The sequence below is a fragment of the Mycobacterium sp. genome, assembly GCF_965229265.1.
GTDB lineage: Bacteria > Actinomycetota > Actinomycetes > Mycobacteriales > Mycobacteriaceae > Mycobacterium.
The window spans coordinates 980,511-992,551 of record NZ_CBDDIY010000010.1 but is presented as its reverse complement, the minus strand read 5'-3'; the positions used below and the strand labels follow the sequence as shown (position 1 = coordinate 992,551).

At 67.4% G+C, this 12,041-nt stretch carries 9 protein-coding genes and 1 other RNA gene; 3 read left to right on the top strand and 7 right to left on the bottom strand.

Translation table 11 applies throughout. From position 1 onward, the window contains the following. Positions 1–18: 18 nt before the first annotated feature. Positions 19–597: a type II toxin-antitoxin system RelB family anti-toxin gene (gene relB, locus ADBZ9K_RS06740; RefSeq protein ID WP_526619316.1), complete on the bottom strand. Its 579-nt coding sequence runs from the start codon at positions 595–597 to the stop codon at positions 19–21. Positions 598–643: 46 nt separating this feature from the next. Here relB and ADBZ9K_RS06735 point away from each other — a divergent pair, with 46 nt between their 5' ends. Together ADBZ9K_RS06735 and rnpB are read left to right on the top strand one after the other, a co-directional pair. After that, complete coding sequence (locus ADBZ9K_RS06735) at positions 644–1,282, top strand: class I SAM-dependent methyltransferase (protein ID WP_526619315.1); 639 nt, start codon at positions 644–646, stop codon at positions 1,280–1,282. Positions 1,283–1,331: 49 nt separating this feature from the next. Further along, positions 1,332–1,737: RNase P RNA component class A (rnpB, locus tag ADBZ9K_RS06730), an RNA gene on the top strand. Positions 1,738–1,761: 24 nt separating this feature from the next. Here rnpB and ADBZ9K_RS06725 read toward each other — a convergent pair. Beyond that, positions 1,762–3,276 carry a CYTH and CHAD domain-containing protein gene (locus tag ADBZ9K_RS06725; RefSeq protein WP_526619314.1) on the bottom strand — a complete coding sequence of 505 codons (1,515 nt, stop codon included), beginning with the start codon at positions 3,274–3,276 and terminating at the stop codon, positions 1,762–1,764. A 182-nt stretch (positions 3,277–3,458) separates the two neighbouring features. Between ADBZ9K_RS06725 and ADBZ9K_RS06720 the strand changes: the two genes are divergently transcribed. Further along, entirely contained in the window at positions 3,459–5,300 is a 1,842-nt protein-coding gene (locus ADBZ9K_RS06720) for a fatty acyl-AMP ligase (RefSeq protein ID WP_526619313.1), read from the top strand. A gap of 22 nt (positions 5,301–5,322) precedes the next feature. On the opposite strand, the gene ADBZ9K_RS06715 is transcribed toward ADBZ9K_RS06720, so the two are convergent. From ADBZ9K_RS06715 to ADBZ9K_RS06695, 5 genes are read right to left on the bottom strand one after another with little or no spacing between them, the layout of a single operon-like run. Then, positions 5,323–5,967, bottom strand: coding sequence for a 3-oxoacid CoA-transferase subunit B (locus ADBZ9K_RS06715; RefSeq protein ID WP_526620787.1), 645 nt, complete (start codon positions 5,965–5,967; stop codon positions 5,323–5,325). Continuing rightward, positions 5,967–6,740, bottom strand: coding sequence for a CoA transferase subunit A (locus ADBZ9K_RS06710; RefSeq protein WP_526619312.1), 774 nt, complete (start codon positions 6,738–6,740; stop codon positions 5,967–5,969). Before ADBZ9K_RS06710 ends, ADBZ9K_RS06715 begins: the two co-directional genes overlap by 1 nt. A gap of 9 nt (positions 6,741–6,749) precedes the next feature. Next, entirely contained in the window at positions 6,750–7,538 is a 789-nt protein-coding gene (locus tag ADBZ9K_RS06705; protein ID WP_526619310.1) for a hypothetical protein, read from the bottom strand. Positions 7,539–7,565: 27 nt separating this feature from the next. Then, positions 7,566–9,878: a hydantoinase B/oxoprolinase family protein gene (locus ADBZ9K_RS06700; RefSeq protein ID WP_526619309.1), complete on the bottom strand. Its 2,313-nt coding sequence runs from the start codon at positions 9,876–9,878 to the stop codon at positions 7,566–7,568. A 26-nt stretch (positions 9,879–9,904) separates the two neighbouring features. Further along, entirely contained in the window at positions 9,905–12,034 is a 2,130-nt protein-coding gene (locus ADBZ9K_RS06695; RefSeq protein WP_526619308.1) for a hydantoinase/oxoprolinase family protein, read from the bottom strand. Between the last annotated feature and the right edge of the window lie 7 nt (positions 12,035–12,041).

The following is a 12,041-nucleotide window of genomic DNA, read 5'->3' as shown; positions in this document are numbered from 1 at the left end:
GGCGGCCGGGCTGAGCCGCTACGGCCGCAGGTGCACCCGTTCGCCGTGCGGGCCGAACAGGATGATGGCCTCCACCGGGCCGTCGACGGCGCCGAACCAGTGCGGGGTCCAGGTGCTGAACTCCACCGCTTCACCGGGGTCGATGACGAAATGCTGATCGCCGAGCATCAGCTGGAGCCGGCCGGTCAGCACGTAGAGCCATTCCTGGCCTTCGTGGGTGGGCAGCTCGGCCGGCGGGGTGCGTCGCCGCGCGCTGATGCGGATCTTGAAGGCCTGCAGTCCGCCGGCGCCGCTGTGGCGGGTCAGCGGCCAGTAGGTCACCAGGTGCCGGGTGTGCGACGGGGCTCGAACCCGCGGATCGGCCGGCGGTGGCGCCCCGAGCAGCTCGTCGGTGCTGACCGACAGCGCCGCGGCCAGCCGGGGTAGGTGGTCGAGGGCCAGCCTGCGCTTGCCTGATTCCAGCCGGCTCAGCGTCGAGACATCGATGCCGGCCCGGGAGGCGACGTCCTCGAGTGTCAGGCCGAGCCGGCCACGAAGCTCTCGGAGCCGTTTGCGCACCCGCAGGTCGATGTCGTCGTCCGCAGTCTTTGCCTGCATGGCAAAGAACGTTGCCACCTGGGCGCGGCGCCTGCAAGCTCGAGTCATGGATACCGAGCATGCGACGTCCGAGCAGCACCACGACCACTGGGAGGAGCGCTACGCGGAGAAGCCCCGGATCTGGAGTGGACGGGCCAACACCCGCCTCGTCGAAATCGTCAGCGAGCTGACCGGTTCGCGGGCCTTGGATCTGGGTTGCGGTGAGGGTGGCGACGCCATGTGGCTGGCCGAGCACGGCTGGGACGTCGTGGCCGTCGACGTCTCCAGCATCGCACTGGCCCGCGCCGCCGAGGACGCTCGAGCACGAGGTGTGCTGGAGCGCATCGACTTTCAACAACACGACCTGACGACGAGCCTGCCCGAGGGGCCGTTCGACCTGGTGTCGGCCCACTTCTTCCACAGCTTGGTGGAGATGGACCGACCTGCGATCCTGCGCCGTGCGGCCGCCACGGTGGCGCCCGGCGGCACGTTGCTGATCGTCGACCACGGTGGCGCGCCACCCTGGGCGCCCGAGGAGGTCCGCCACCACGTCTTCCTGTCGGCCGAGGAGGTGGTCGATAGCCTGGCGCTGGACCCCGAGCACTGGGAGCGGGTTCGGGTGGACAGTGTGGCGCGGACGGCAACCGGGCCGGACGGGCAGCCGGCCGAACTGCTCGACAACGTGATCCAGCTTCGGCGGAAGTGAGCGCTGGTTCGCCGAAGACAACGCGCAGGCGCTACGTTGTCTGAGCGGACGAGTTGGCCGGGCGGCCGCGGCTCACCCTTCGGGGGAGTCGAGGAAAGTCCGGACTTCACAGAGCAGGGTGATTGCTAACGGCAATCCGAGGTGACTCGCGGGACAGTGCCACAGAAAACAGACCGCCGCCGCCCTTCGGGGCGGCGGTAAGGGTGAAACGGTGCGGTAAGAGCGCACCAGCATTCCGGGTGACCGGGATGGCTCGGTAAACCCCACCCGAAGCAAGGCCAAGAGGCCGCACCTGGTGCGGCTGCGCAGGCGTTCGAGGGCTGCTCGCCCGAGCCTGCGGGTAGGCCGCTCGAGGCACCCGGCGACGGTGTGCCCAGATGGATGGTCGCCGCCGCCCTGCCGCGGTCAACCGTGGCAGGGCGGGACAGAATCCGGCTTACAGGCCAACTCGTCCGCCCTTTTGCCGTGGGCCTTTGCGTCTAGTGCGCCTTGCGCACGCTCTTGCGCAGTGCGTCGAGCGCGGCGTCCAGCTGCTCGCGGCACCTGTTAGCCAGGTCATCCTCGCGCTGGTAGAGCAGGCCGTAGGTGAACGTGTCCTCACCGGCAGCCTGCGCGGCGAGTGCCTGCTGGCTCAGGTGGGTGCGGCTGACGACACTGTCCTGGTGGTCGCCGAGCAGGGTCTGGATGGTCTTGGCCCGATCCGACACCTTGGGCTCACCGGTCGCGGCGGCGACGTAGCGCAGGCGTTTGGCGCCTTTGCGGATCCGGTGCAGCGCCTCGTCGTGGTGCTCGTCGGTGGCCCGGGCCGCGGCCTTGGCGGCCTTGCGAACCCGCCTGTAGGCCGCGTCGATGCCGACCTGCACCTGCGTCTCGCCGGCGGTGGCTTCCGGCGCTTGCGCGGCGACAAGCGCGTCCAGGGCGTCCAGCAGCCGGAAGTAGCGCGATGAGCGCATGGCCTGCAACGATCGCCGCAGACCGGCCTGGTAGCGGCGGCGTGCCCCGTCGACCAGGCGCTCGCGCACGGGGCCGCGGACCAGCTCGGGCGGCAATGCGTCCAGCGTCTCCTCGTAGCGGTCGGCGAGGACCTCGGCGTCGCGGGCCACGCCCAGCACCCCGGCCAGCTGGCGCAGCTCGTCGAGGATCCAGGCGTCGTCGGTCAGGCCGAAAGAGTCCTCCGATTCCTGCAGCAGGCTGCGGATCTTGCGGGTGACGACGCGCATCTGGTGGACCGAATCATAGGTGTCGGCCCGCACGGCACGGTCCCACACCAGCATCTGCTCGACCTGCTCGGCGACGGCCCGGTGCACCGGATCGGCCGACGGCTCCGGCCGCTCGGGGATGGCGGCCGCGGTGTCGAGCACCTTGGCCAGCTTCGAGCCATGCCCGGCGGGCGTGGCACCCGCGTCGAGCAGCCGGTTACCGAGCCGTTTAAGCAGGTCAGCGGCGCCGTCGGCCTCGCCGTCGGTCAACTCTAGTTCCCACTCGTGCCAGTGCTGCGCCTCGCCGTCGCTGCCATCGACCGGGTCGATCGCCCATGCGCTGACCTCGTCGTCGCAGAATTCGGCCAGCGCGGCGCCGTCGGCGCCGTAGAGCATGACCACGCCGCGGGTGGTCGTGATGCGTGCCACCGGCGCCACCGGCCGATCCCGCACGATCGCCAGCACGATGTCGCTGAGCTCCTCGGGCACCTCGGTCGGGCTGGCCTCCGCCTCCAACGGCGCGTGGACCTCGGTTCGCGCGTCCGGACCCGACGGCAGCTTGAGGTGCCAGCCGGCGTCGGGGCCACCCGTGCGCCGGCGCAGCGTGATCCGGTGCAGAGCCAGGTCTCGACCCGGTGTGTCGAAGTACACCGCGTCCAGAGACTGTGACGGCTGCCGCTCCACCCGTGCGACCGCGGAGAGACCTTCAAAGGACGGGAAAACCGTTGCCTCGGGAACGTCGAACTTGCTCTCCACCTCGACGTGGCGGGCTGTACCCGCAGCTCTAGCAGCCATCTTCACCTTCGCTCGCGACGATTACCGGTGGTACCCATTGCTGCACAGGGTGTCACATCCAGGTGAACACGATCCGGATCTCGGCGCAGCCGAGTGGTGAAATGCCCGCCCGAACCGAACCCGATACGCGGCGCGCCGGGGCGCAACGGCCGTACCGGCTCCACAGATCTTAAGATCTTCTTATGAGTCGCGGAACGCTTGGCACCCAAGGCCCGGGGACGCGCTTGAAACTCGAGGACTATCTCGACGCCGACGGCAATATCGTCCTGCCGCCTGAACTGACGTTGATGACCTTTCTCGACCACAATGTGCTCGAGTTCGGCGACAGCGTGGTGTACCGCTACCTCGACTACGACCACGATTCTTCGGGCAACGCCATCGAGCTGACCTGGCGCGAGCTGGGGGCGCGGCTGCGCGCGGTCGGCGCGCGGCTGCAGCAGGTGACCCAGCCCGGTGACCGGGTGGCGATCCTGGCACCGCAGGGCATCGACTACGTGGTCGGCTTCTTCGGCGCGATTCAGGCCGGCAACGTCGCCGTCCCGCTGTTCGCGCCGGAGCTGCCCGGTCACGGCGAGCGGCTGGAAGCGGTCATGTCGGACGCCCAGCCCTCGGTGGTGCTCACGACCACGGCGGCAGCCGACCGGGTGCAGAGCTTCCTGCGCAAGTCGCCACGCTCGCAGCGTCCCCGGGTGATCGCACTCGACGCGCTGCCCGAGTCCGTCGGCGCGACCTTCACACCCCCGCCACTGCACAGCGGGGATCTGGCCTATCTGCAGTACACCTCGGGGTCGACGCGCGCCCCCGCCGGTGTGGAGATCACCCACCGGGCGGTGCTGACCAACGTCGCGCAGATGATCATCTCGGTGGGGCTGGACTTCGACACCACCAGCGTCAGCTGGTTGCCGCTGTTCCACGACATGGGCCTGCTGATGATCATGTTCCCGGCGATGTTCGGCGGGCATCTGACGCTGATGTCGCCGACGGCATTCGTGCGCCGGCCCTACCGCTGGATCAAAGAACTCGCCGTCGAGGCCCAGTACGGCCGGACCTTCGCCGCCGCGCCCAACTTCGCTTTCGAACTCGCCGCGCAGCGGGGCCTGCCGCCCCGCGGCGAGGATCTCGACCTGAGCAACGTGGCCGGGCTGATCAACGGCTCCGAACCGGTCAACATCGAGTCGATCAACAAGTTCAACGCCGCGTTCGCCCCCTACGGATTGCCGTCGACCGCGGTGAAGCCCTCCTACGGCATGGCCGAGGCAACCCTGTTCGTCTCGACGATCGGGGCCGAAGATCAGGCCCGCGCAACGTATCTCGACCGTGCCGAGCTCGGCGTCGGCCGCGCTGTGCGGGTGTCGCCCGACGCGCCCAACGCCGTGCCCCAGGTGTCCTGCGGGCGCGTCGCGCGCAGCCAGTGGGCCGTTGTCGTGGACCCGGTATCCGAATCCGAACTCGCCGACGGCCAGGTGGGTGAGATCTGGCTGCACGGCGACAATGTCGGCCGCGGGTACTGGGGGCGAGATGTCGAGACCGAACGGTCGTTCCGCAACAAGCTGCAGGTGCGGCTGGACAGCGGCAGCCACGCCGACGGAGCCCCGGCCGACGCGACCTGGTTTCGCACCGGAGACATGGGCGTGCACCTGGACGGGCAGCTCTACATCACCGGCCGGATCAAGGATCTGGTGATCATCGACGGTCGCAACCACTACCCGCAGGACATCGAGGCCACCGTTGCCGCGGCCTCGCCGGCCGTGCGGACCGGGTTCGTGGCGGCATTCTCCGTGCCGGCCGAGGAAGGCGCGGGGGAGCGGCTGGTGGTCGTCGCCGAGCGCGCGCCCGGGGCGGGCAAGGCCGAGCCCGAGCCGATCGTCGAGGTGATCCGGGCGGCCGTCTCCCGCCGGCATTCGCTGCCGGTGGCCGACGTCCGGTTGGTCGCCGCCGGCGCGATCCCGCGCACCACGAGCGGCAAGCTGGCCCGCCGTGCCTGCCGCGACGAGTACCTGGCCGGCGTGTACGGGTCGCGCTAGACGCCTCGAGCGCAGCAGGTCGCTACCCGACCGGGCTGGACAGCGCGATCGGCGCTCCGGTTCGGTGGGCGATCTCGGCTTCGCTGACTCCTGGGGCCAGTTCGATCAGACACAACCCGGCTTCGGTCACATCAAGGACCCCCAGGTCGGTGATGATCCGATCGACCACCTTGCGACCGGTGAGCGGAAGGGTGTTCTCCGCCAAGATCTTCGGTGACCCGTCGCGGGTGCAATGCTCCATCAGGACGATGACGCGCCGGGCGCCGTGCACCAGGTCCATCGCGCCACCCATGCCTTTGACCAGCTTGCCCGGTACCACCCAGTTGCTGAGGTCGCCGTGCGCACTGACCTGCATCCCACCCAGGATGGCTACGTCGATCTTGCCTGACCGGATCATCGCGAAACTCGCCGACGAGTCGAAGAAGCTCGCCCCGCCCACGGTCGTCACCGTCTCCTTGCCGGCGTTGATCAGGTCCGGATCCTCCTCTCCGGCAGCGGGATAGGGGCCCAGTCCGAGTATTCCGTTCTCGGACTGCAGCACGATGTGGACGCCGGGGGACACCACCCCCGGCACCAGGGTCGGAAGCCCGATGCCCAGATTGACGTAATCGCCGTCGCGTAGTTCGGCGGCCGCGCGGGCCGCCATCTCGGTGTGGCTCCAGCCCATCACGGCGCCCCCGCTACGGTCCGCCGCTCGATGCCCTTGTCCGCGGCCTGCTCCGGGGTCAGCGCGACTACCCGGTCGACGTAGATTCCCGGCAGGTGAATGGCGTCGGCATCGAGGTCGCCGGGCTCGGCGAGCACTTCGACCTCGGCGATGGTGCGTTTGGCTGCCATCGCGCACAGCGGGTTGAAGTTGCGGGCAGCCTTGCGGAACAACAGGTTTCCGTGTCGATCACCTTTCCACGCGTGGATCAGTGCGACATCGGGTCGCAGCGCCTCTTCGCGGAGGAAGGTGTGCACGCCACCATCCCACGGCAGGCGCTCGGTGGGCCTGGCCGGAGACTTCACCGCCACCGATCCGTCCGGGGCGTAGCGGATCGGTAGGCCGCCATCGCCGATCTGAGTGCCGACCCCGGTTCGGGTGTAGAAGGCGGCGATTCCGGCCCCGCCGGCCCGTAACCGCTCGGCGAGTGTGCCCTGCGGCGTCAGCTCGATCTCGACCTCACCGGCCAGATACTGCCGCTCGAGTTCCTTGTTCTCACCCACGTATGAGGCGATGAGCCGGCGGATCTGGCGGTTTTCAAGCAGGAGCGAATTGCCCACCCCGGCGATACCGCAGTTGTTCGACACCAACGTGATATCCCGACTGCCGAGTTCAGCCAGCGCGGCGAGCAGTACGGCCGGGATGCCGCAGATTCCAAACCCACCGGTGGCCAGCATGATCGAATCGGGAATGTCGGCGACCGCCTCGGCGGCGGTGGCGACTGTCTTGTCCATGAATACCTTTCAGCGCAGGGTGGCCAGCTGGTCGAGGACGGTCTCCGGTGTCCCGGTGCCGGGGATCGTCGTCACCAGAACGTCTGTTGCCGGCACCGTGCCTCCGGATATCCAGAACTCCGGTGCAATGACGCCGACCGACGGCGAGCCCGGCTGGCCGACGATTCCGCCGGACTGCCACATGGCCAGTGACCAGTCGAAGTGGGCGGCGACGTTGGCCAGGGCGGTATAGGACTCCAGGTGCTCGGGTGAGCCGAACCTCGCCTGACGGGCGTCGAACAGAACCAGAGCCAGCGGAAGAGCTCCCAGTTGCCCCAGCCACTCGGCGATGTACATCGATGCGCTGTCGGCCCGGTCGGCGTCGACGTCATCGAGGGGATTGCCGGCCAGTCGGTGTGCCCAGTCCAGCCAGGATGCGGGCGAGGGGACGTGGAGCACCAGTGGCCGGGCGGATGTGGCGGCCACGGTGCCCAGCGACTCCAGAACCGCGGTGAGCAACCGCGGGTCGCCGAGCACCGTCCGCAGCGGATATCCGCAGCGCGAGCGCGCGCCCATCGCCTCGATCAGCTCCGGACGAGCCCCGCAATGAGCCTCGAAGACCCGGCGGATGTCGATCCACTGGGCGTCCGGATCGAGCAGACCGCGGACCTGGCCGAAATGCGCTGTCAGCGCGGCGGTGTCGGTCCACGGGATCGGCGCGCCCTGCCGGATCACCGCGGTGGAGTACTGCGCATCATCGATGAACAACGGTCGTTGCCGTCCACTGGGCGGGTCGGCGGCCAGCGTCTTCAACATCATGGTGAGTTCCTTGTCGTTAGCCGCGGATCAGGTCAGGCGGTTGACGGTCTCGCCGTACTTGGACTCCAATTCGGCGATGCGGGCCTCGAGTTTGTTGATCTTGACTTCGCGGCGGTCGGGAACCATCACGATCGGCAGCTTGTCGAGGGGCGCGGTGACGCGTTGCGGACCGTCGATGCTGTAGACCGTTGCCGTGATATCCGGGGCATCCTCGGTCCAGGTACCCCAAGATCCGTAGTAGGCAAGGTCTTTCGGTGGCTCCGCGGTGACGAAGCCCGCGCAGAACTCGGCGAACGGCTTGCCCCGCCGCAACCGTGCCTTGCGCGCCTCGACGCGGGCGGCCAGGGTCGCTGCCGCGTCGAGCCGGTAGGTGGCGGGATCGTAGCGCACCCCGAAGATCTCCTCGGCCACCTTCTGGCTGATCCGGCCCAGCTCGGCGTCGCGCACGACCGATTCCGGCAACCGCTCCAACGGATCTCCGTATCCGCCGCCGGCGCCCTGACTGATCATGTAGAGCTCGCCGTCCTTGGCGAGGTCGAACTGCAAACCCATGTGATAGGTCGAGTACCGGCCGTCCGGGAACGGCCGGGTGTTCATGACCTTCTCCATCGACAGGTCGAACGTCTTGTGGTCCCGGCGGAAATGCTCGTAGACATTGGTGCCCTTGACCATGGCCAGCGGATACGTACCGCATCCGTACCCGCCGTACATGCCGTAGATGGAGGAGAACTTCGCTCCCGAGGTCACCGTCATGAAGCCCCACTGGGGGCTGCCTTCCGCCGCGACGATCATCTCGTAACCCATGCCACCGGTGAACTTGCCGAAGCCCATGTTGTCCCGGACCAGCCGCTTGGCCACCAGCTGCATGAACGGCACCTCTTCTTCCATCACCTCCTGTTCGGCGGTGTCGGCCATGGCGCAGAACAGCGGCGAGACGGCATCCTCACCGTCGCGGAATGGCTTTGCGCCGCCGGGCATCCCGTTGAGATCGGCGCACAGATTGCCGACCATGTCACCGTGCTGGGTGATGCCTCCCCACAGGAACGTATTGATCTGATTGAACCAGTTGGCCACCACGTTGCTGTACTTGTGCGGCGTGCTGAACGACATCCGGCTGTAGAGCGCCTGCATGCAGGAGAAGCCGCGGAAGGAAGCCTGCAGCGATTGGCCCATGGGTGCGTCGTAGGACGCATCGGCCCAGCTGCCCTCGTCGGACACGATATCGATGCAGCTCATGGCGGCGGTGCAGCGCGGCAGGTCCGGCCACCAGAACGCCAGAATCGCCTGCATCATCATCGATTTCACCGAACACAGCGGTGAGTTGATGGCACGGTTGAGGATTTCTGGCCCGGTGCCGCGCAGATCGACGGTCATGTGATCACCCTTGACGGTGATGGTGCACGCAAACTTGATCAGGATGTTCTCCTTGAGCGTGCTGTCCATGAACTGATCGAACCGGTACGTGCCGTCCGGCAATTCGCTGATCCGGCGGCGCACCTCCAGGTCGACGTCTTCGACGGTCGTGCGCAGCGCAGCCACGAACGTGTCGACACCCACCTCGTCGATCACCTTGTCGACGCGCTCCATGATCTTGCGCACCGCGGTGATCTTGACCTTCAGGTCGGCGAGCTGCAGTTTGGGATCGCGAACCGAGTGCTGCAGGAACGTCAGCAGATCCCGGCGGAGCTCGCCGCGCTCGACGATCTTGAACGGGCTCATTCGCAACCCGTCGTCGAATGCCGTCTCCGATCCAGACGGCATGCCGCCGGGTTCGCATGCACCGTTCTCACCCTCGTGGATGGTCGCGGCGACCCAGGCGATGATCTCCCCGTCGCGCATGATCGGCATGATCATCGACTGGTCGGTGTTGTGCACGTTGCCGAATCGGGCGTCGTTGTGGATGAAGCCGTCACCGGGGTTGATGCCGACGGTCGGTTCGTCCTTCCAGTACTTCATGATGTAGCGGATCGGGTGGTGCAGGATCGCGCTGAATGCGATGACGCCGTGGCATGACAGGTACGAAACGTCCCCGGATCCGGTGTAGATGGCCGTGGTGAGGTCACCCCATTTGGCGCCGGGGGCGGCGCCCTGCGCCTCGCACATCTCATACCCCTCGTCGAGGGCGCCGGCGATGCGTTTGCGGATCCGTTCCACCTGCAGGCGGTCGACGCCGGCGGCGATGGCGGTCTCCTCGTGCAGGGAGCGCTCCGAAATACGGTGGCTTCGCATGATTTCCGGGTCGGGCCCGAGGAACAACGTGGTCTCGTCCATGAATTGGTCGACCCACTGCTGTTCCTCGGCCGTCAGGGTGCCTGCCGGACGTTCGTTGATGGCGGTCATGTGTGTGTCCTTTGCTCGGTTTCGGTTCAGTCCTGCAGGAACCAGACGGCGCCCTGGCTGGTGGGCTCCAGCCGCCAGCCGGGTTCGACGAGGAACGTGGTGTTTTCGGTGGTGACGATCGCCGGACCGGTGATCACCCGATCAGCGGTCAGCGCGTCCTGGTCGTAGACGGGGGTGTCGATGGGATCAGCGATGCCGATGAAGTGGGCCAGGCGAGAGCCCACCGGGGTCGCCGCGGTGCGACGTCCGCCGTCGCCGAGTGGCTCGAAGTTGACCACATCGCCGTCGACATAGGCGGCGACCCGCACCGTGTTGCAGCGGATGCCGGCTTCGGGGGCCGCCGAGGAGGCGCCGAAGCGGTGGCTGTACACGTCGCCGAACGTCTTGATGATGGCCAGCAGGTCCCCGACGCCGCCGACCCGGCGGATGTCGGGCAGTGCTACCGCCTGGGTGAGTAGCTGGTTGCCGTAGCGCATGTCCAGCTCGAGTCGGTATTTCACGTCGTCGGCCGAAAAACCCTGTCGGACAAGATCCTCGCAGCCGCGTGCCTCCAACTCGGCGATCACGGTGTTCAACTCGGCGTAATTGTCGTAGAGGGCCCGGGTGGTCGCGTTGTACATGGTGACGTGCACCCCGCGCTCGTGGAAGTGCAGCTGCTTCATGTTGCCCGCCCCGCAGGCCGAGAACACCGAGGAGAATGGTGGAGCGAGAACGCGTTTAATACCGGCGTGCCGGGCGACGCCGCAGGCGTGCAGCGGCCCGTTGCCGCCGTAGGCCAGCATGGTGAAGTCCTCGGGCAGATAGCCTCGGACCCGAAGTTCCTTGCCGATGCCGATGGCCATCTGTTCGTCGACGCCGTCCTTGATCACCCGGGCGACGTCGATGGGATCCATGTCGAGGTGGTCGCACAGCTCTTCTTCGATGGCGAACAGCGACCGCTTCGGGTTGAGCTTGATGTAGCCGTTGGCGTAGTTGTCCGGGTCGAGGTATCCCAGGAGCAAGTCGGCGTCGGTGACCGTTGGTTTGAGCCCGCCGCGGTCGTAACACGCCGGCCCGGGGTTGGAGCCCGCCGACTTCGGGCCGATCTTGACCGAGTTGTGGATGCGGTCGTAGGCCGCGATCGATCCGCCACCGGCACCGAGGGTGTCGAGGTGCACCATCGGCACCGAGACCAGCCAGCGGTCGATGGTGGGCAGGAAGTCGTAGTGCTTGACACCGCCCTCGGGTACCAGGCCGATATCGAACGAGGTGCCGCCCATGTCCGTGGCGATGACATGGCCGATTCCGGTCTCGTTCGAAAGGTGCTCGGCGGCGCCGACTCCGGCGATCGGCCCGGAGTGGATCGTCTGCAGTGCATCCGTGGAGTTCATCTGCGCCATGCCGCCGGAGTTGTGGATCACCAGCATCGGCTTGTCGTAGCCGAAGTCCCGCAGGTTGGTCGACAACTGGGCCAGCGCGTGGAACATGATCTCGTGGAGGTAGCCGTCGATGATGGTCGACGTGGCCCGCACGTACTCACCCTTGCGGCCGGACACCTGATGGCCGAGCAGCACCGGGATCGCGCCCAGCTCGTGCGGCGGGAACTCGTCGAGAATGATCTCCTGGACGGCCAGTTCGTGATCGGGGTTCTCGGTGGAGTTGACCAGTGAGACCACGATGGCCTCGGCACCGGCGTCGACCAGTTCACGCACCACGTTGCGGACGTCCTCGGGATCGAGGCGGGCCACCACCTTGCCGGCCGAGTTGATCCGCTCCTTCACCGAGCGGATCATCGCCCGCGGCACCAGCGGGTCGGGCCGTTCGGCGGCCGGCAGATTCTGCTGCATCCCGTAGTCGAGGCCCTCGCCGTAGCCGCGGCCGCGGGACAGCGGAATGGTGTCCTCGAATCCGTGGGTGACGATCGCGGCCACCTTCGGGCCGTTGCGCTCGATGAGGGCGTTGGTGCCCAGGGTGGTGGCGTAGCGCACCGAGTCCACCTCGGAAAGCACCGTAGAGCGGTCCAATCCGGCACGCTTGCAGGCCAAGTCGAGGGCGTCGTTGAAGCCGACGGCCAGGTTGTGGTGTGTGGTCAGGGCCTTGGCGTCGATGTAGATGTCGTCCCAGACGAAGAAGCAGTCGGTGAAGGTGCCACCGATGTCGACCGAAATGCGTTTCATGTGTTGA

Excerpts from the sequence above, each read along its gene's own strand:
- ADBZ9K_RS06735 (WP_526619315.1), top strand. The coding sequence starts at position 644 with ATGGATACCGAGCATGCGACGTCCGAGCAGCACCACGACCACTGGGAG.
- ADBZ9K_RS06715 (WP_526620787.1), bottom strand. The coding sequence starts at position 5,967 with ATGGGCTGGAGCCACACCGAGATGGCGGCCCGCGCGGCCGCCGAACTA.
- ADBZ9K_RS06725 (WP_526619314.1), bottom strand. The coding sequence starts at position 3,276 with ATGGCTGCTAGAGCTGCGGGTACAGCCCGCCACGTCGAGGTGGAGAGC.
- ADBZ9K_RS06700 (WP_526619309.1), bottom strand. The coding sequence starts at position 9,878 with ATGACCGCCATCAACGAACGTCCGGCAGGCACCCTGACGGCCGAGGAA.
- ADBZ9K_RS06695 (WP_526619308.1), bottom strand. The coding sequence starts at position 12,034 with ATGAAACGCATTTCGGTCGACATCGGTGGCACCTTCACCGACTGCTTC.
- relB (WP_526619316.1), bottom strand. The coding sequence starts at position 597 with ATGCAGGCAAAGACTGCGGACGACGACATCGACCTGCGGGTGCGCAAA.
- ADBZ9K_RS06720 (WP_526619313.1), top strand. The coding sequence starts at position 3,459 with ATGAGTCGCGGAACGCTTGGCACCCAAGGCCCGGGGACGCGCTTGAAA.
- ADBZ9K_RS06705 (WP_526619310.1), bottom strand. The coding sequence starts at position 7,538 with ATGATGTTGAAGACGCTGGCCGCCGACCCGCCCAGTGGACGGCAACGA.
- ADBZ9K_RS06710 (WP_526619312.1), bottom strand. The coding sequence starts at position 6,740 with ATGGACAAGACAGTCGCCACCGCCGCCGAGGCGGTCGCCGACATTCCC.